The following is a 19961-nucleotide window of genomic DNA, read 5'->3' as shown; positions in this document are numbered from 1 at the left end:
TCATATAGTGAAGTGCGTAACATTTACGTTTCTTTGGAGGCTGTGTGATTGATAATCATCTAATTTATTTGTTTGAATTAGGTTTGGTTAAGGTTTCGAGTGTCGTAGATGGTAATCCTGAATACGATCTAATTCTTGGGGAGAGATTAAATAAAGATTTCTATAAAAATATTGAAAAAAGTGATGGGAAGATTTGTCAGGAAGATGCCTGTCGTTTGTTTGCTAGAAGACTCTCAGAGAATAAGGTTTCTGCCTATAAAGTAAGTTCTGAGCCCGGAATTTTGGCTTACGGGTCAACGCATAACAATAGAAAAGAATTTGCTTTTTTATCTGACCTCCTTATTCGCAATGGCTATCGTGGGGCCGTGCTGAACGTGAGTGACTGTTTAAGTGAAAGGGTATCACTGCAGCCTGAACAATTTTGCAAGAGCGTATTGGAAATTATCGGTCACTTTTTTTCTTCAAGAGGCGTCGTCACAAAATCCCTTCTGCATCAAACACTGAATTACAGTCGGACGTTTTTTGGGGCTCTGGCTGCCCTGAGGAATACTAAAGCAAAGCTTTTTGTGGTCGCAAATGATCACTCTCCAACGACTGTCGCTTACACTATGGCTGCGAGATTTTATGGTTTAAAAACTTTATACGTACAGCATGCGGAAGTAACAGCAATTTTCCCGCGAAATGATTTTGATTTTTCCATATTCAGGAATCAAGCATCAAGAAATTTGTATCGAGAAATCGGCCCTTTGACGGGGAGTAGCATATGCCTAAGTCGTATTAGCGATGGTTTGACTACAGATAAAATTAAGGCAAGCCGTCAAGGCTTGCGAAATAGCCCCTCTCCCTCGGTTGTTATTTATCCAAGCAGTGTGCTATTGCCGGAAAAGTTGAAAGTGTTACTTTCTAGGCTAAGGAACAATGGTTATCTAACTGACATTAAAGTTAAGCCGCACCCGGCATTTGGCAAGCGAAATATACTTACAGCGCTTAATGTAGATCTGATCAATGAAATCCCGAATCACCCTCATATTGCAATATGTGGAAACTCGTCAGTTGTGATTGAGCTGTTAGCCTGCGGGAATTTAGTTTATCAAGATTTTAGCCTGGATAGTATTTCCGATGATTATTATGGATTTGTCGAAAAGGGTTTAGCGGACAGGTTCAGTATTAATACTTGCAGAGAAAAATTTTGGTCTAAGGGAGAGGAGTTCGAGGGCTGGCTAGTTAATCTTGGAGATTATTTACCAAATCTAGATACTGCGTTTAACAGTATAGAAAAAGAGAGGGAAGGTTTATTTCTCCGCAATATGCTGTTTTCTAGCCAGCTTGTGGATGAGTTGGATAATGAAGTTTCCAGGGAATTCTACTTTTGTAGAGACTTATTTTATTTTACTAATTCATTTTTATCCCTCGTAAGAAGCAAGGGGTGCGTATATGGTAGCGACTCTTGGATGATACGGCAGTTAAACGCCTATTTTGATAAGCGTGATATCAGGCTGAATGTACTTTATGGTAGAGCAAGTCCAGAAATATGTAAATCTGTATTGGATTTTTGGTTAATAACTAAAAAAATTGAATGGACAGGTTATAGGCCAACACAAGAAAATATTAAAAGTTTAATTGAATTTTCAAAAAGCTATTCTAGTGAATATAGTGCTTTATCGTGGGTTGAATCAAAGATTTTTGAAGTATTGCTGCGTTACTCTAAGGCAGAAGATCTGAACCATTTTTTGGAAAATTCCAGGCGGTTTTCAGTTGCCACATCGAGCATTAATAGGCGTATTGCTTTTGTTCGTTATGTGCAATCTTTTCCGGAAGATCGCGGGTTTCTGTTAAAATATTTCGATTACCGCAATGCGCATTTAACTCCCTTGGAGCGATTAAAAGTTTCAGTCCAATGCCTACTGAAAAGCAATGGAAGGCTCGAATATTCTGATTATCAAGTTGTCGAGCAAGCATTCTTGCAAGCTCATACTCCAATTGTGAAAGAGTACAAAAGTACTGTCATAGCGTCATATGCAGCCATTAGGGATAGAGCAGTTTTAATTGATGTTAAACGAAATTTACATCAAGAAAAGAAGTTTATCGGACTAATTAAAAACAGGTTGATTTCACGAACAGGTTTCTCATTTATTAGGCTTAGTGACGGTGAGGGATACATTTTCCAGGATTTTAGTCAACACTTCACGGAGAGTGATGCTTGCAACAGGGAGCGGCACTGGTGGGGGAGGGAAATCCCTTTGGATATTAGAGCACAACTGATTTTAAATACAGTGGATGCTGTAAAAAACGCTGATGTTTTAGGTATTCCAAGCGTTTATCGTTTTCTTAGAGATCATTCCGATAGATCTGTTTCGCTTGAGAATAGCATTCAAGGGCGCGGTCTTTTATCTGTGCTTCAAGGTATCCAAGTCGTCGACCAGGGTCGCGCCTTATATACTGATGATAAGGCAAATATAGCAATTTTCAATAAAATCGAAAATATCCGGTATCTCTGCAAATTTGCTAAGAAATTGATTGTGATATCAAGTGGTAGTTCAGAGTGCCTGAAGAAAGCCTTTGGAGAAAGCTTTAATTTTCATCTTATTAATATTCCCACTCATAACAAGACTCAACTAAATGAAAGGTATATTACATGTGATAAGCCTTTACCTTATATTTATAAAGATGTGTATGATGAAATATTAGAGATCGCCGAGGCGGGGGATCTTGTGTTGGTGGGTGCTGGGGTTTCTGGAAAAGCATTCATGGATGCAGCAAAACAGAAAGATGCTGTAGGCTTGGATTTGGGTAGCGTAATGGATGAACTTCTGAATGCCGGGATTCATTCTTTACGTTGATAAATAATCTTACATGTATGGAGTAAAATATTGTGTTTAATAATTCTTCTATTCTAGTCACTGGAGGAACAGGTTCATTTGGGCATACATTTATTCCAATGCTTCTTGAGCGTTATAACCCTAATCGCGTGATTATTTTTTCTCGTGATGAGATGAAACAATGGGAAATGGCGAAAAAATTTCAAACTGATCCTCGGGTTCGTTTTTTTATTGGTGATGTTCGTGATCGCGATCGCATTTATCGAGCCCTTGACGGTGTAGATTATGTGGTGCACGCTGCAGCTACCAAAATAGTGCCTACGGCAGAGTACAACCCATTTGAATGCGTCAAAACTAACGTAATGGGTGCGATGAACCTGATTGATGCCTGCATTGACAAAGGTGTGAAGAAGGTAGTTGCCCTGTCCACTGACAAAGCTAGCAGCCCGGTTAACTTGTATGGCGCTACAAAGTTAACGTCTGATAAATTGTTTGTGGCTGGGAACTCCTATGCCGGTTCTCATAATACGCGTTTTTCTGTAGTGCGTTATGGTAACGTTATGGGCTCTCGTGGTTCGGTAATTCCTTTCTTTATGTCAATAAGGGGGACAGGAGTTCTACCAATTACAGACCCTCGTATGACCCGTTTTATGATTTCTTTAGAGCAGGGGGTAGAACTGGTTTGGCATGCTTTCGAAGATATGGAGGGTGGTGAAATTTATGTCAAAAAAATCCCTTCAATGAAAGTTACTGACGTGGCTCAAACGATTGCTCCAGATGCAAAGCAAGAAGTAATTGGGATACGTCCCGGGGAAAAATTGCACGAGCAGATGATTGGAACTGAGGACTCATTTTATACTTATGAGTATCCGGAGCATTATAAAATTCTGCCGGCAATACATGACTGGGACCAAGATGTTAATCGTATAAAAGATGGGAAGAAAGTTTCTGAAGGGTTTATTTATTCCAGTGATAATAACTCCGATTGGATGAGTGAAGATGAGCTGGGGGCCTGGATTGACATTAATAGAGGCAAGATAGGAAGCATCTAAATGATTCCATATGGTCGCCAAGATATAACTCAGACCGATATTGATACTGTAGTGTCGGTACTGAAGTCTGACTTTCTAACACAGGGGCCGATGGTGCCCCGTTTTGAGCGGACTGTTGCCAGCCATGTTGGTGCCGAACACGCGCTGGCGGTCAACAGTGCCACCTCGGCACTGCATATAGCCTGCCTGGCGCTAGGCCTGAGAGCGGGAGATCGACTCTGGACCAGTCCGATTACCTTCGTGGCTTCCGCGAACTGTGGGCTTTACTGCGGCGCAGAGATCGACTTCGTGGATATAGATCCACGCACTTACAACCTCTGTCCGATTGCCCTGGCGCATAAACTGAAGCAGGCCGATCGAGAGGGATGCTTGCCAAAAGTTGTAGTTGCAGTCCACCTGTGCGGTCAGCCTTGCGACATGCAAGCTATCCATAAACTGGCTCAGCGCTATGGCTTCAAGGTTATCGAGGATGCCTCCCACGCGATTGGGGGAAAGTATCGCGGCGAGTTCATTGGCAGCTGCCGCTATAGCGATATCACAGTATTCAGTTTCCATCCTGTGAAGATCATCACCACTGCGGAAGGTGGCATGGCATTGACCAACAGTACCGAACTGGCCAACAAAATGGCCCTGTTGCGCAGCCATGGCATTACCCGCGACCAGGCGCTGATGACTCACGAGGCGGAGGGCCCCTGGTACTACCAGCAAGTCGACCTCGGCTTCAACTATCGAATGACAGAACTGCAAGCCGCATTAGGCGTCAGCCAGATGGATCGCTTGGATCAGTACGTCGCGCGCCGTCACCAATTGGCTGATCGCTACAACGATTTGCTGGCGGGGCTACCCATTGCCACTCCCTGGCAACATCCGGACAGCTATTCTGGCTTTCACCTTTATGTAATCCGACTGGAGTTGAAGAAGCTGCAAGTTAGTCACCGCCAGGTCTTCGAATCCCTGCGCCAGCTGGATATTGGGGTTAATCTGCACTACATTCCAGTGCACACCCAGCCGTACTATCAGCGCATGGGCTTCAGACCAGGGGACTTCCCGCAAGCGGAAAGCTACTATCGCGAAGCCATCAGCTTGCCGATGTTCCAGACCATGAGTGAGGAGCAGCAAGACACCGTCGTTGCAGCTCTGCGCAAGGCGATCGATGTATGAAACTGGCCGTCATACCAGCCCGAGGTGGCAGCAAACGCATTCCGCGCAAGAACATCAAGTCATTCTGTGGCAAACCGATGATTGCATGGTCGATCGAAGTGGCTCTGGAAAGCGACTGTTTCGATCAAATCATCGTTTCTACGGACGATGCCGAAATCGCCGAAGTCGCTCGTGAGTATGGTGCAACGGTGCCCTTCATACGACCCGCAGAGTTATCGGACGACCACACAGGTACCATCCCAGTTGTCCGCCATGCGATCGAATGGTTCAAGAGTCAGGGGCAAAGTCCCGAACAGGTCTGTTGCCTCTATGCCACGGCCCCCTTCGTACGTGCTGAGGATATTCTGCGGGGCCTGGAGGCCCTCACCGACTTCGATTGCGACTATGCCTTTCCCGTAACCAGCTACGCATCGCCCATCCAGCGAGCCATCCGCATCACATCAGCTGGGCGAGTCGAAATGTTCATGTCCGAGCATTTCAATACCCGCTCCCAGGATCTGGAAGAGGCCTACCATGATGCTGGACAGTTCTATTGGGGCTATGCCAGTGCCTGGCTGGAAGGCAAGGTGATCTTTGCAACGGGCTCCGCTCCTGTGCTTCTGCCACGCCACCGGGTACAGGACATTGATACGGCCGAAGACTGGAAGCGAGCTGAATGGATGTTTAAAGCCATGCAAGCTCAAGAAGGGCGGTAATCTGATGAAGATTGCATTCCGCGCGGATGCCTCACTGCAGATAGGTAGTGGCCATGTCATGCGCTGCCTGACACTGGCCAATGAGTTGACAGTGCGGGGTGCCGATTGCCATTTCATTTGCCGCGAACATCCAGGCCATCTGATCGAGCTTATTCGCAGTCAGGGTTACACCACTTATTCCTTACCTTACAAAGGCTCAGTGGAAGCTGACTTGATCTTAAACAGTAGTGTAATACCAGACAGTCTGGCGCATGCCAACTGGCTGGGGGTCACGCAGGAACAGGACGCTGAAGTGTGCTCAGCAATCCTTAAGGAGCTGCAGCCTGATTGGTTGATCGCTGATCACTATGGACTTGATGCCCGGTGGGAGCTTGCACTTAAGCATCTCTACCGACATTTATTAGTCGTCGATGACCTTGCCGACCGGCCACATGCCTGCGATCTCTTACTAGACCAGAATCTGGGGCGCGAGGTTGCCGACTACGGCAGTTTGATTCCTGAGTACTGCCGCGTATTGGTAGGCCCCAAATACGCACTGCTGCGACCGGAGTTCGCAGGGCTACGTGAATACAGCCTGCAGCGTCGTAAGCAATCTCGCCCCCGCAACATCCTGATCACTATGGGTGGGGTGGATCAGCCCAACGCCACTGGGCAAGTACTTGAAGCCCTGAAACATTGCTCGCTCCCTGCCGATTGCCAAATTACAGCGGTTATTGGAGGGCAGTCTCCGTGGCTTCACGATGTCAGCGTCTTGGCAGCTGAGATGCCCTGGCGTACCAAAGTATTAGTCAATATTAGTGATATGGCACAGCGTATGGCTGACAGCGACTTGGCGATTGGTGCTGCCGGCAGTACTTCATGGGAGCGATGCTGTCTAGGCGTACCTACACTGATGGTTGTGCTTGCAGAGAACCAGTGGCCCGGCGCCAGAGCTCTACAAAGTTCTCAGGGAGCACAGCTGGTTGGTGAAGTCAGCGATATCCGGGAGCAACTTCCAGTGTTGCTGTCTAAGTTGTTTATAGGGCATGGGTTGGAGAAAATGGGACGCATGGCTACGCAGTTAACTGATGGTCTAGGCGTTGTCCAAGTTGCAGGGCTACTGAAAAGGCTATTTGCCGCATGAATAATAACTCTATTCGTAGAATGACCCAATCTGATCTGCAACTGGTTCTAGAGTGGCGGAACCACCCCGATGTTCGTCGCTATATGTATACCCAGCATGAAATCAGTCTCGAAGAGCATCGGTGCTGGTTTGAGAACAGCTCAAAAAATTCGTCAAGGCATTTATTAATATTTGAGCTGAACGGTGCGTCCCAGGGATTCATTAATTTCAATCTGTTGAGTGCTGGTGGTGTAGCTGACTGGGGATTCTATGCAGCTCCTGCCGCGCCTAAAGGAAGTGGGCGTCAAATGGGTTATGCAGCTCTGAATTACGCATTTTTTGAACTAAAGTTTCACAAGGTTTGTGGGCAGGCACTGGCTTACAATTCACGATCAATCAATTTTCATCAAAGCCTGGGTTTTCAACAGGAGGGCCTTCTGCGAGACCAGTATTTCGATGGAGAACAATATCACTCAGTGGTGTGTTTCGGCCTACTCAAGCACGAATGGCAGCCATCTCAAGAAGGATAAAAGATATGTCGAATCATCCAAGTATTACTATCGCTGGTCGTCGCATCGCTATTGACGCGTCGCCTTACATCATCGCAGAGCTATCGGCAAACCATAATGGAAAACTGGAGACGGCCCTGAGCATTGTCAAAGAAGCCAAGGCAGCCGGCGCTGATGCGGTCAAGCTACAGACCTATCGCCCGGACACTATTACGGTTGATTGCGACTCGGAGGATTTCAGGATTCGCGGTGGGCTTTGGGATGGGCGTACATTATATGAGCTTTATGAAGAAGCGCACATGCCCTGGGAGTGGCATAAGCCGCTATTTGACTATGCGCGTCAGATTGGCATCACTATCTTTAGCTCGCCATTTGACAGTACTGCGGTTGACCTGCTAGAAGACCTGAATGCACCGGCATACAAAATTGCCTCTTTCGAGGCTGTTGATTTACCTTTGATTAAATATGCGGCCAGTACCGGTAAACCAATGATTATCTCCACAGGCATGGCCGACGCCGATGAAATCGAAGAGGCGATTACGGCCGCCCACGAAGGTGGATGCAAGCAATTGGCGATTCTCCACTGCGTCAGTGGTTACCCGGCCCCGGCGGAGGATTACAATCTGCGCACCATACTTGATATGAAACAGCGATATGGCTTGGTAACCGGCTTGTCTGATCACACTCTCGACAATACAACAGCTATTACCAGTATAGCTTTAGGTGCATCAATTATTGAAAAGCATTTTACTCTGGATAGGAGCGGTGGAGGTCCGGATGACAGTTTCTCTCTTGAACCTGACGGTCTCAAAGCGCTATGCCGAGATAGCAGTACTGCCTGGAGAGCGCTTGGTCTTGTGGACTACGGTCGTAAATCCAGCGAGCAGGATAATGTGCAATTTCGGAGATCGCTGTATTTTGTGAAGCCCCTGCAAGCAGGGGATATAATTACGAAAGACGCCATTCGGAGTATTAGGCCCGGTTATGGTGTGTCCCCAAAGTTTTACTCTGAAGTGATAGGCAAGAAGGTGCTGTGCGCTGTTGCCGCGAATACGCCAGTTACTCCGGACTCCGTCGATTTGAAAAGAACTGACAACATTGTATGATTTCGACCCACCAATATCTATTTACGATGGTTACTGTTATCAGTGTTGATTTAGTCTTAGTACCAGCTACTCAATGCGATTCGAGGTTATAGCAGCCTCGATTCAGTTACACATGCGGATCCCGAAGCTAGACAAAATTATTTGCCTTGCATTTCCGGAGAGACTGAAAGGCGTTAAAAAAGAGTTGATGTATGAACCTTTTCCAGCAAACAGGATTTTTTTTCACTTGGTTCAATAAGGTTTTCGGTTCTTTCTGGCAGGTGCGGCCGGGAATCTCTTTAGTTGTGATCTTTGCGGCAGTAGTGGCGCGGATCTGCAGACTTTTGGCCTTTGTATTACCCCTTAAGGTAATACTGCTGGCGAGCTCTGAAGGGGTACCGAGATACTTTCGCCACTTGATTGATCCGGCAGATAAGATGGGTTGGATTATCGGCCTGTCCATCGCAGCATTTGCTTTCTATGCACTGGTTTTGGTATTGGATGCGCTTTCAGAACGTTTAGCTGCACTTGGCGGAAGCGAAGCGATGTCGGAGGCGAATGAGATCAATATTATTGTTGGACAGGAGGATAGGGTAAAGAGCTATTACGCGATATGTTGCCGGATCTGGTCAAATACCCTATTCGCGATGATTGGGTTGTCAGCATTGGCCTTGTTGAACGTATCGCTGTTTGTCACACTGTTAGCACTAATTGCCGCTGAGTATCTATTGTCTGCCTGGGTCGTTAAGGGACTGGACAAGATCGTAATATCTGGCTTCGCAAAATTTGTCAGGGACGGCCTTGGACGTTACTTAAATATACTTATTACTATTAATTTTTTAATCGGCTTCCTCGTGATTCTGATGCCTTTTGTGGTTTTGGGAGGCTCCAATGTCTTAATTGCTATTATTTCAATTATTGCGATTCGCCACATTCTTAATGCATTGTCCTCAATTGTCAGTGACTGCGTTAGGTTGGTAATGGCCAAGGATCGCATTGATCCCCTGGTATTCCGGCATGTTCAAGTTAGAAATAAAGAAATTCGCGATTTTGTCTCGTTAAAGCGGTTACTTTGTAAGGGATTCAGGGAGCAGTGGATTTCGCGGAGAATTTCCTCTTTTGTTTCTGATAGTGAGTCTATTACGATAAAATGGTTAGATCCCTCAGTAAGAGATATTAGTATATTCTCTGTTAGAACAAGTGAGAAATTTACGAATGGCTCAGACTGTCTTCAGTTACAAGTGTTCGGGTCAAGATGGCGTCATTTCTTGGCGAATGAAAGATTCTTATTTGATAAAGTCGCTAGGAGCGACTTACTGGCGCCGGAATTAATAGCCACTTTTGAGGAGGAAGGATTTCCATGTCAGATGTTGGATTTTGGTAAGGGAGTGGACATTCCCAAAAGCAAGTGGAAGGCCGCGGATCACCTGATCCTTCAGAAGCATTGGTCTTGTGCACCTCCGAAAAATTTGGTTATCGCCTATACTGCTTCTCACCCATTGCTACATCAGCGAGTGACAGTTGATCTGGTTAAACGGATAGAACTTGCTGCAGATTCATGCGTGGAAATTGAATTGCTGGCGAAGTTTATAGAGGAACTACCGCGGATCAGAAAAATCGTAAAGAACCTTCCAATGTACATTCATAATCCAGATTTCCAACCAGCGAATGTTGTTATGTCTTCGGAAAAAGAAGGATATCTGGTAATGAATTGGGGAAGGTGGACATTGGAGCCGATTGGAGTAAAGCTTCCGACCAAAGTGAATGACGAAGATGTCATACAAATGCTACAGAATATCAAACAGGCGCGTTCAGATATTCCCGGAGAATTCGGAATTGAACATATCCGACTCGCCTCACAAGTGTCTCAACTTGAAAATTTGATAATAAGACAAAAATATAAAGCTGCGTTAAAAAATATTTCAACTATACTGAAAAGCCCGGTTATTAATGAAGAATATTCTCTTGCCGAAACTGCGTAGTATCACAGCGATTATACCTGGGGCACTCTATTTAAGACAAAAGCTTAGGAAAATGCGCATCGGCCATAACGTCCATGTGATTTATCCGAAATATCGAAAGAAACATACTTCTTTTGATGCGAATTTAGCCGACCAAAACTCGAGTTTGGTAAATGACTGTATTTACAAACCAGATACTTTCGTGCTATATCGTATTATTGGTAACGATTTAGTGCCTCGGCACAAAAAGGGACAGTCAAGAGAAAACTTGGTTTTTATACTGACCAATGAACCTGAGCTGCAAGATTGCGAAAAGCGATTTATCGTTAACCGTATTGTTGATCTAGAGGAAGAAAAGGAAATTATCCAACTTTTGGAAAATTTTGGAATGCCTTATCTTTGCATTCCATTTGACTGGGAAGCCTATAGATGTCAGCCTTGGGATATCTGGGGTGTACCTCCACGATATTCTCCTCACTCGAAGCTGTTTTCTTTACTGGAACCATCTCGTCAAAACCAGATCCAGATGCGGCTTTACCGACATAAGAATAACTATGTGATGCATAATAACGGAGCGCGGAATATTGCACTGCGCGATGGCCGCAGACGAGCAAAATGGATATTGCCCTGGGATGGAAATTGTTTTGTAACGACTGAGGCATGGGAGAGTATAAGGTCAGCAGTTGTTTCGCGCCCGGAAATTCCCTATTACTTTACGCCTATGGCGAGAGTGATCGATAATCGAAAACTTTTACAAACCGGTTTCCAGCCACCCGCTACGGAAGAGCCGCAGCTATTGTTTCGATGTGATTCTAAATTGGAGTTTGATCCAGAATATTTTTACGGTCGCAGACCGAAAGTAGAATTGTTCTGGCGACTGGGAATTCCTGGAAAGTGGGAATACTGGCCTGTTGACCCTTGGGATCTGCCCTGTCCAGACTATGCAAAAGAAGCAGGGCAATTCGCGGAGGCAGGTTGGGTGGCTCGATTGTTCTCAGGTCAGGCAAAGTTGGAAAAGCAAAATGATCAACAAGCATGGGTAGGGCGCGGTGAGGCTCGTATGGAAGCTATCGCCGGATTCCTGGGCCAGCTTGACGAATGCGCTTTCAAATCACGCTTGAATCCTGAAGAGCCTGTTTTTATCAATGGCCGGGATTCTGGGAAAGTCGCCGCTCCAATGTTGATGCAGCTTCGCAATGCCGCGGACGAAGCTCTCGACCGTGGGCCCTACTCCGTAGTGGACAAACAAACCCTGGCGCCTAGCGGCAACCCACATGATTATTGGCATCCGGCGCCTTACTATTGGCCTAACCCCTCGCGAATACCGGGCTTACCTTATGTGCGACGCGATGGAAGAAGAGTCCCTGGCACGAGGATGTATGAACCGCTGAGTGAGAATTATGATCGAACACGGCTACAGCATTTATTCGATGATACTTACATTCTTATGTTGGCGTGCCGTGGATTGGGTGAGGAATGCTATGGGAAGCACGCGGCAAAGCTAGTCCGTCACTGGTTCTTAAACCCAGAGACTATGATGAATCCGCACCTAAAGTATGCTCAGGTACGGCGTGGGCATAACAATAATCTTGGCGCCAGTCCTGGCATTATTGAAATGAAGGATCTGTACTACTTTCTGGATGCTGTGCGGTTATTATGGGAAGGAAACTTGCTTTCGCATGCGGAATACGAAGAGTTTAAATTATGGCTTGACCGCTACTTATACTGGTTACGAAGTAGTGAACAAGGGCGTGGTGAACGTGCAGCGCTCAATAACCATGGTACCTACTACGACCTGCAAGTAGCATCGATCTGTACTTTTCTTGGTAAACAACAATTGTTGCGGGAAACTCTTTGTGATTCCCGTTTCCGCATCATTGAACAGTTTGATTCTATAGGTCGCCAACCACGGGAAATGGAGCGGGCCACCACTGCACATTACTGCTGCTTCAACTTGCAGGGATGGATACACCTCGCACAGCTGGCGGAATCTGTAGGGGAGGATCTCTGGGGGTTTGAGGGGCCTGATGGTCAGTGTATAAGAAAGGCTATGGAATGGCTTCTTGGGCATGTGGGTAAGCCTTGGCCTTATAAGCAGATTGATGAGTTTGACAGTGAACGTTTTTCACCGATTTACTACATTTATCGGAGTAAATACGGAATGTCTGATAATAGTTTTAATGTTCAGGCCTCGGATCTCTCACAAATCAAACCACTATTTTTCCCTCATGACGGCATAAGGCCTTTTTGGAATTATAATTTTCCTGAAGTTTGTGCTAGCAAGAGTGATAGCAGAAAACAGGAATCGGTAGCCTTGTGAAAAGTAACCTATCAAATTTCGTGATAGAGGAAAGTAAATTCTTACAATATTAGTATTCGGTGTTAGAAGTGTTTCAATGTATAACTTTAATCCAACTTGAATTATGATTGATTTATTGCGAGTAACTATAATCGTCCCAACCTATCAAGATTGGGATAGGTTAAAGTATTGTATTAAAGCACTTCAGCTCCAGAGTTACCCGCCAGAGCTATATGAAATTATTATTGTGAATAATAATACGAGTGATGAACTTCCGGAATTGGATTTGTCTGAAAATATAAAAATCATCTCTGAGTCAAGACCTGGATCGTATTCGGCCAGAAATACTGGATTGTCCGTTGCAAAAGGCGATATTATTGCTTTTACTGATTCAGACTGTATTCCGGATAAAGATTGGCTGAGGAATGCAATTAAAAAGTTTCAATCTGATAGCGGTGTCGAGCGGGTAACTGGCCCAGTTAGCATTTTTAGAGCCCCCGGAACCTCTTGGCTGTCATGGAAATTTGAATCAATTACTGCCTTTAACCAAAAGTACAATGTGCTGAATGGCGTCTCTGTGACAGCAAATCTTTTTGTTAAGAAGTCAATATTTGACCAAGTAGGCAGGTTCAATGCCAGTTTGCTATCCGGTGGAGATGTTGAATGGAATGAACGTGCAACAGATGCTAATATTGCTTTGCTTTTTTCCAAGGATGTAGTTGTGCTGCATCCAGCACGGGTTTCGTTGAGCGACTTGATTATTAAATCCAGAAGAGTTACAGGCGGCGGTTTTCTTCGGGCGAAGGATGAGAAAAAATTGCTCAATTTTATATTGTGGTATTTTGTTCCACCATTGAGATTTGCAAAAGTCTTAATTACTGATGGCAAATCGTTTTTAGAGGTTCTCCTGGCTGTCTCAGTATTCTGGCCTATTAAGTTATTAATGATTTTTGAAATTATTCGGTTAAGTCTTGACGGAAAACCATTGCGCTAAATGTAAAGAAATCTATATTCATAGTCGTTTAGCTGCGTCAGAAATGTACTATCTATTCAGTGTTTCGAGTATAACCGATGTCGATTTTGATCAATCTTTACAATCAAATTGCCGCAGGGCCAAAGAATATATCTTTAAATCTTATTCGAGAAATTTTGAACTCAGAGAAATGGAATTTTAATTGCTTGATCATAGTTCCGAATATAGATGAATATTCCGCTTTAAAACAATCGCATAGAATAAAATTGCTGAAATTGCCTATATTTAATAATGTTTTTTTAAAAATTTCTTTTAGGATTTATCTTGAGATTATATTAATTCCATATTTGTGTTCTAAATGCAAAATAAAAAAAATATTAGCTTTCGGAAATTTTCTATTTTCGCCTGTGAGAGTGAAAAAAATTGTTTTGCTACACCATCCATATATAGTCGATGATTTGATATTTTCCAGGTTGAGTCTTGCAGATAAAATTATTGAAACACTAAAGCGAATCGCTTTCCGTGCTTCATTACATAATGTTCACAATGCTATTGTTCAAAGTGGATATATGCATTCTCTTGCCATAAGAAAATGGTCCGATCAGCAGCATAAATTTCAAATTATTCCTAATCCAATCAGTGCGAAATTGAATAAAGTCTTCATTGAGCCCATAGACCAGCTAATAGCAAATAGACTGGAGTCTATGAATAAGTCAGTTAATCTGTTATATGTGAGCCGATTTTATCCTCATAAGAATCACCAGTTTCTGCTAGAGCTTTCTCGCCACTTAAATAAAATTGGAATAATGCATACGATAACGGTGACAGTTAATCCTGAAATTAGTGAGGCCAAACTATTTATTGGTGAATTATCGGATAGTAATGTTTCAATTATAAATGTTGGTGAACTGGAGCAAGAAAAACTTATTGAACACTATAAAAAGGCTGGTTTGTTCTTATTCTCATCGAGATCAGAAACTTTCGGTAATCCGCTGATCGAAGCCATGCGGTTTGCGTTGCCTATAGTTGTTCCTTCATTGGGGTATGCACACTCAATTGTTGGTGAATCTGGAACCTATTATCAAGAGGACAGCGTCCTTGCCTGCGCGCAAAAAATAGTTGGATTGTCAAAAAATAAGCAGCACTATAGACAGAAAAGTTTAGAATCATTTAATCAATTTAAATCATATCCTGATATTGAAGAGTGGTTAAACCAATATTTGGCAATGATGCGGTAATATGGTGCGTCGATTTGAATGCTCTCACTTTATTTTCCGGATTATAGAAATAAGTGCGAGTATATCATATAATTTAAATTCTTTGAACTCTGAAGGCGGGAGATAAATTGCGAAAAGCTTTGATTACAGGTATTACAGGGCAGGACGGCTCTTACCTCGCTGAGTATTTACTTGCGCGAGGATATGAGGTTCACGGTATCAAACGCCGTGCGTCGTCATTTAATACAGAGCGAGTGGATCATCTTTATCAAGATCCTCACGAGTCAGGGCGTTGTTTTTTTCTCCATTATGGAGATCTCACTGATAGCTCGAACTTGACACGTATTCTCCAGGAAGTGCAGCCGGATGAAGTTTATAATCTTGCAGCACAGTCTCACGTAGCTGTGAGCTTTGAGTCGCCTGAATATACTGCAGATGTGGATGCATTGGGCACCTTGCGGTTGCTGGAAGCTATCCGATTGCTGGGTATGGATAAAAAAACGCGCTTTTATCAGGCCTCCTCATCGGAATTGTACGGCTTGGTTCAAGAGACACCACAAAACGAGACTACACCTTTTTATCCTCGCTCTCCTTATGCGGTAGCAAAACTCTACGCCTACTGGATAACAGTGAATTTTCGTGAGGCCTATGGGATTTATGCCTGCAATGGCATTCTTTTCAATCATGAGTCACCGCGGCGAGGTGAAACTTTCGTTACCAGAAAAATCACACGTGGTTTGGCGAATATCGCCCAAGGCTTGGAGCGCTGTCTCTATCTTGGAAACATGGATGCACTTCGAGACTGGGGCCATGCACGCGATTATGTGGAAATGCAATGGCTTATGCTCCAGCAGGATCAACCGGAAGACTTCGTAATTGCAACCGGTATCCAGTATTCAGTACGTGAGTTCGTGCAAATGGCTGCCGCTGAACTTGGCATTGAACTTAACTTTATAGGAAAAGGGCTCGAAGAGCACGGAGTTGTCCAAGCTATTCGCGGTAATAAAGCACCAGGAGTAAAGGTGCGGGACGTCGTTATTCGGGTAGACCCGCGATACTTCCGACCGGCGGAGGTCGAGACCTTGTTGGGTGATCCCAGCCGAGCAAAGGAAAGATTGGGCTGGGAACCAAAAACAACTGTACAGGAAATGGTTGCGGAAATGGTAGCCTATGATCTGGATCAGGCCAAACGGCATGTCTTACTGAAGCGCAACGGGTACACTGTTCCAGGTAGGCAGGAGAGCTAGGTGCACAAAGAGCAGTGTATATTTGTTGCTGGTCACAAGGGTATGGTTGGGTCGGCGATCGTGCAGAGCTTGCGGTCCGCGGGTTACAAAAAAATTCTCACGCGGACACGTGCGGAACTTAATCTCGCTAACCAAGCCGATGTTGAAGCTTTTTTTTCCGATGAAGCCATTGACGCGGTGTATCTGGCTGCAGCAAAAGTGGGTGGCATTCAGGCGAACAACAATTATCCGGCCGAGTTTATTTACCAAAATCTGATTATAGAATGCAATATCATTCACGCAGCACATCTGACAAACGTTCAGCAGCTGCTTTTTTTGGGGTCATCGTGTATTTATCCCCGATGTGCGCCACTACCAATTCCTGAGCAAGCTCTGTTGCAAGGCAGGCTTGAACCGACGAACGAGCCCTACGCGATTGCCAAGATTGCTGGTATTAAGCTTTGCGAATCCTACGCACGGCAGTATAGACGTGATTACCGCAGTGTAATGCCCACAAATTTGTACGGCCCGAACGACAATTTTCATCCAGAAAATTCTCATGTGGTGCCGGCGTTAATCCATCGCCTCCATGAGGCGAAGAAGAGTAGAGCGCCCGAGGTTGTAATTTGGGGAACAGGAAAACCCATGCGCGAGTTTCTTCATGTGGATGACATGGCAGCGGCCTGTTTACATATTATGGAGCTTAAAAGGGAGGCTTATAAAGCTTGTACAGATCCGATGCTATCACATATCAATGTTGGAACAGGCGTCGATTGCACGATACAGGAGCTGGCCGAGTTGATAGCTCGCGTTGTTGGGTATAATGGCAGATTGGTGTTTGACGCCAGCAAACCGGATGGTGCTCCGAGGAAGTTGCTTGACGTGTCTAGAGTGAGACAGCTTGGCTGGAAGGCTTCGATTTCTCTGGAAGATGGCTTACGAGATACTTACCGATGGTATCTGAATAATCTCGATCGGGCTGAAACCCTAGGCGATAGGAGGGAGTAGTGAAGTTACAAGCTTATCATTTGTGTGACCGGGGTCTATTGAACCAGAATATACCGTGAAAAACATTAGTATTGTTACTGTGAGTTTTAATAGCGCTGATACCATTAGAGACACAATTGAATCGGTACTTGGCCAGAATTACCCGCATATCGAATACATCATTGTGGACGGTGGCTCTACAGACGGAACTATAAAGATCGTTGAAGAGTACAGGCATCGGATAACGACTATTATCTCAGAACCAGATAGTGGCATCTACGATGCGATGAATAAGGGTATTACGGTAGCGACGGGCGATATTGTTGGAATCCTGAATTCCGATGACGTTTATACAGATAATCAGGTAATTACTGATGTGGCGAGTGAGTTTGAGGCATCAGGGGCTGATTCGGTTTTTTCTGATCTTTTGATTGTCGATCGGAATAACTTGAATAAGAGAGTCCGTTACTATAGTTCTGAAAAATTTAGTGTGTCAAAGCTTAAGTGGGGATGGATGGTTCCGCACCCGACTTTTTTCGTTAGAAAATACTGTTACGAGAAATTTGGACTCTACAAGATGGGATATCGTGTAGCCGCTGATTTTGAATTGGTTGCAAGGTTTCTATGGCAGGCAGGAATTAGTCATTCTCGACTTCCTAGGTACATTATAAGAATGCGTGAAGGTGGGATTAGTTCAAAAGGAATCTGGTGGCGTCTTCATCAAAATTTAGAAGTAGTTCGAGCTTGCAGAGAAAACGGTATCTATACAAATATCTTGATAGTGCTACTCAAAGTTCCATTCAAGCTATTGGAGTATACAAGAGTTGAGTAGGCATGAGCTTATAGTCTTAGCGATTACTAAAACGGAGAATTTCATCTGGAAGCGTACTGCTAGGTCGATGGTGAGGACCATGATCGCAGAAGATTGGAATCTGTCGGAATGGATAATGCATATTGGTACCGATGCATACTCGGACTCATCTATAGCGTGGATATAACCGCCGCCAATGCAAATGACATTACCGGTACGGAACGAGTTTTATACGGTGGGGAGTCCCGTGTTTGGGGAGATACAGGGTATACCGGTGTAGAAAACCGCGAGGAGCTATAGGACAGAGAAGTGGAACGGCACATAGCGATGAACCCCAGCAAGCTAAGGAACCTTCCGTGGAAGGATGCCGCTCGCGCCGTGGAAAAAATCAAAGCGCAGATTCGATCGAAGTTTGAGCATCCGTTCCGCTACATAAAGCGCGTCTTTGGCTACAGCAAGATACGTTACCGGGGTTTGACAAAGAATACGGAGCGCTTGTTCCTACAGGCAGGCTTTGCCAACTTACTTATCGGGAGAAAATACCTGCCTGCCTAGGGGCTGTGTGTCTGAAATCCATGGATTGACGGGTTTCAGACATAGAAAACGTGGGTTCGCTGGCGAAGAACGGCGAGTTAATCAGAGGCTCCTAAACGCAAGTAGCGCAAGGATATGGTGAGGTATAAGTCTGAACAGCCTGAGCAAGAATATGAAGATAACTGTTATTTCAACTTTTAGACGTGGAAAACTAAATATCGGGGACCACTTGATAACCAAGGCCACCGTTGAGGCCGTTAAGAAATTGTACGGCAGTAGAGCTAAAATTAATATCATCTTCCGTGCCGAGAACTGGGCCAAGGTGCAGCCCCAGATTGAGGATTCAGACTTTATTATTTTTGCTTGCCTGGCGATTCGAAAAAATTTATCCGCGACCTATAGATTTCTTCCGCAAATCATTGAATCCGGTATTCCCTATGGAATTCTCTCAGCTGGCACATCCTTAAATGTTTCATCCTCACGCCTACTACTGCGTAAAGCGTTTGATGAAGGTGACCAGAATATCTTAAGAGAGCTAGCCAGTAAGTCTAGTTTCTTTACAACACGAGGCTTGCTAACACAAGCCGTTTGTGAGGACATTGGAATTACAAATGCGTCGCCAGCTGGTGATATTGCTTTTGTCGACAGTCGATTTGAAAAGAGAGCTTTCCAGAAAGTTGGGACAGTTAAAAAAATAGCTATTTCCGATCCGCATTATGCAGATAAGTATCAAAATTCATTTCTTTATATGCTAGCCAGAATTTGCGACATTTTTCCAGATGCCCAAGTGGATCTCTTGCTGCACGGAATCAATGACCTTACCAAGAAGCTTGCTTCTGATATGGGAATAGGGATTCGCGAAATATATTTGGATAGCAAAAATGGACTCGATGTGTACGATGAATACAACTTGCATGTAGGCTATCGTGTGCACGGGCATGTTTCAGCTCTGTCGCGACGGAAACCATCCTATCTATTGGAGCAGGATGGTCGGGGTTGTGATTATGGACTCGCTATTTCTCGAAAGATAACGGTGCCCAATTACAAGCCAATGAAGGTGGAAAAAATTGATCAGGCCGCGACGACCCCTGTGGATATTTTGACATCAATGATCAAAATCGATAGTGAGCTTGAGTTCTCTCGTTTCCTTGGTCTTGAAAGTGAGATTCGGAATTTCTCAGAGAATAATCTAAAAACTCTGCGAACGATAAATAACGAAGGGAAAGATTTGTTCAAGCGCGACATATCCTAATCAGGTCCCAGATTCAACTTGTAAGTGCATATCTTGAGAGGACTAGAAAAATTGGACAGTTGCCGGTAGGCTTCGCGCTTTTTCTCTGGCAAGAGATAGATAATGAAGCACTACAAGCAACTGACCTGAATGGCGCTGACTTAAGCGTAACTAATTGAAAGATAAGAGGAATTTTAGAGATTTATAAAAGAAGGCTGGTTCCGTGATAGGCTAATTGCGCCTAAACAAAACACCAACCACGGAGGGCCAGCCTGTATGAATCCTAACCAGAAACATGC

General features: G+C 44.6%; 15 protein-coding genes and 1 pseudogene. All 16 read left to right on the top strand.

Translation table 11 applies throughout. The features are described 5' to 3' along the window. The first annotated feature begins 44 nt into the window (after positions 1-44). Positions 45-2840 carry a hypothetical protein gene (locus FHS09_RS19735; protein ID WP_183463145.1) on the top strand — a complete coding sequence of 932 codons (2796 nt, stop codon included), beginning with the start codon at positions 45-47 and terminating at the stop codon, positions 2838-2840. A gap of 32 nt (positions 2841-2872) precedes the next feature. After that, positions 2873-3871, top strand: a complete 999-nt coding sequence (pseB, locus tag FHS09_RS19730; RefSeq protein WP_183463142.1) for a UDP-N-acetylglucosamine 4,6-dehydratase (inverting) — start codon at positions 2873-2875, stop codon at positions 3869-3871. After that, positions 3872-5032, top strand: a complete 1161-nt coding sequence (pseC, locus tag FHS09_RS19725) for a UDP-4-amino-4,6-dideoxy-N-acetyl-beta-L-altrosamine transaminase (protein WP_183463140.1) — start codon at positions 3872-3874, stop codon at positions 5030-5032. It begins immediately after the preceding gene. Further along, complete coding sequence (gene pseF / locus FHS09_RS19720) at positions 5029-5727, top strand: pseudaminic acid cytidylyltransferase (protein ID WP_183463138.1); 699 nt, start codon at positions 5029-5031, stop codon at positions 5725-5727. The genes pseC and pseF overlap by 4 nt, the downstream gene beginning before the upstream one ends. 4 nt (positions 5728-5731) lie before the next feature. Next, the gene (gene pseG, locus FHS09_RS19715; RefSeq protein ID WP_183463136.1) at positions 5732-6850 is read left to right on the top strand and encodes a UDP-2,4-diacetamido-2,4,6-trideoxy-beta-L-altropyranose hydrolase; all 1119 of its coding nucleotides are present in this window, start codon (positions 5732-5734) and stop codon (positions 6848-6850) included. After that, on the top strand, positions 6847-7359 hold the full coding sequence (pseH, locus tag FHS09_RS19710) for a UDP-4-amino-4,6-dideoxy-N-acetyl-beta-L-altrosamine N-acetyltransferase (RefSeq protein ID WP_221192147.1): 513 nt from the start codon (positions 6847-6849) through the stop codon (positions 7357-7359). Before pseG ends, pseH begins: the two co-directional genes overlap by 4 nt. Before the next feature lie 5 nt (positions 7360-7364). Continuing rightward, positions 7365-8444, top strand: a complete 1080-nt coding sequence (gene pseI / locus FHS09_RS19705) for a pseudaminic acid synthase (protein ID WP_183463134.1) — start codon at positions 7365-7367, stop codon at positions 8442-8444. A gap of 191 nt (positions 8445-8635) precedes the next feature. Continuing rightward, on the top strand, positions 8636-10405 hold the full coding sequence (locus FHS09_RS19700) for a hypothetical protein (protein WP_183463132.1): 1770 nt from the start codon (positions 8636-8638) through the stop codon (positions 10403-10405). Further along, on the top strand, positions 10374-12704 hold the full coding sequence (locus tag FHS09_RS19695; RefSeq protein WP_183463130.1) for an alginate lyase family protein: 2331 nt from the start codon (positions 10374-10376) through the stop codon (positions 12702-12704). Before FHS09_RS19700 ends, FHS09_RS19695 begins: the two co-directional genes overlap by 32 nt. A 103-nt stretch (positions 12705-12807) precedes the next feature. After that, positions 12808-13677, top strand: a complete 870-nt coding sequence (locus FHS09_RS19690; protein ID WP_183463128.1) for a glycosyltransferase family 2 protein — start codon at positions 12808-12810, stop codon at positions 13675-13677. A 77-nt stretch (positions 13678-13754) separates the two neighbouring features. Beyond that, complete coding sequence (locus FHS09_RS19685; protein ID WP_183463126.1) at positions 13755-14894, top strand: glycosyltransferase; 1140 nt, start codon at positions 13755-13757, stop codon at positions 14892-14894. A 107-nt stretch (positions 14895-15001) separates the two neighbouring features. Then, on the top strand, positions 15002-16120 hold the full coding sequence (gene gmd / locus FHS09_RS19680; RefSeq protein WP_183463124.1) for a GDP-mannose 4,6-dehydratase: 1119 nt from the start codon (positions 15002-15004) through the stop codon (positions 16118-16120). Further along, the gene (gene fcl / locus FHS09_RS19675) at positions 16121-17107 is read left to right on the top strand and encodes a GDP-L-fucose synthase (protein WP_183463123.1); all 987 of its coding nucleotides are present in this window, start codon (positions 16121-16123) and stop codon (positions 17105-17107) included. Between the two features lie 55 nt (positions 17108-17162). Further along, on the top strand, positions 17163-17918 hold the full coding sequence (locus FHS09_RS19670; RefSeq protein WP_183463121.1) for a glycosyltransferase: 756 nt from the start codon (positions 17163-17165) through the stop codon (positions 17916-17918). Positions 17919-18026: 108 nt separating this feature from the next. Further along, positions 18027-18452, top strand: a pseudogene (locus FHS09_RS23305) (transposase). A gap of 151 nt (positions 18453-18603) precedes the next feature. Continuing rightward, positions 18604-19683, top strand: coding sequence for a polysaccharide pyruvyl transferase family protein (locus FHS09_RS19660; RefSeq protein WP_183463117.1), 1080 nt, complete (start codon positions 18604-18606; stop codon positions 19681-19683). Positions 19684-19961 lie beyond the last annotated feature (278 nt).

Origin of the sequence: Microbulbifer rhizosphaerae (assembly GCF_014191725.1) — a bacterium.
Lineage (GTDB): Bacteria > Pseudomonadota > Gammaproteobacteria > Pseudomonadales > Cellvibrionaceae > Microbulbifer > Microbulbifer rhizosphaerae.
The sequence above is the reverse complement of the archived record's forward strand: the minus strand, read 5'-3'. Positions and strand labels throughout refer to the sequence as shown.

Excerpts from the sequence above, each read along its gene's own strand:
- FHS09_RS19685 (WP_183463126.1), top strand. The coding sequence starts at position 13,755 with ATGTCGATTTTGATCAATCTTTACAATCAAATTGCCGCAGGGCCAAAG.
- pseH (WP_221192147.1), top strand. The coding sequence starts at position 6,847 with ATGAATAATAACTCTATTCGTAGAATGACCCAATCTGATCTGCAACTG.
- FHS09_RS19690 (WP_183463128.1), top strand. The coding sequence starts at position 12,808 with ATGATTGATTTATTGCGAGTAACTATAATCGTCCCAACCTATCAAGAT.
- pseG (WP_183463136.1), top strand. The coding sequence starts at position 5,732 with ATGAAGATTGCATTCCGCGCGGATGCCTCACTGCAGATAGGTAGTGGC.
- pseF (WP_183463138.1), top strand. The coding sequence starts at position 5,029 with ATGAAACTGGCCGTCATACCAGCCCGAGGTGGCAGCAAACGCATTCCG.
- FHS09_RS19695 (WP_183463130.1), top strand. The coding sequence starts at position 10,374 with ATGAAGAATATTCTCTTGCCGAAACTGCGTAGTATCACAGCGATTATA.
- pseC (WP_183463140.1), top strand. The coding sequence starts at position 3,872 with ATGATTCCATATGGTCGCCAAGATATAACTCAGACCGATATTGATACT.
- pseI (WP_183463134.1), top strand. The coding sequence starts at position 7,365 with ATGTCGAATCATCCAAGTATTACTATCGCTGGTCGTCGCATCGCTATT.
- FHS09_RS19700 (WP_183463132.1), top strand. The coding sequence starts at position 8,636 with ATGAACCTTTTCCAGCAAACAGGATTTTTTTTCACTTGGTTCAATAAG.
- FHS09_RS19660 (WP_183463117.1), top strand. The coding sequence starts at position 18,604 with ATGAAGATAACTGTTATTTCAACTTTTAGACGTGGAAAACTAAATATC.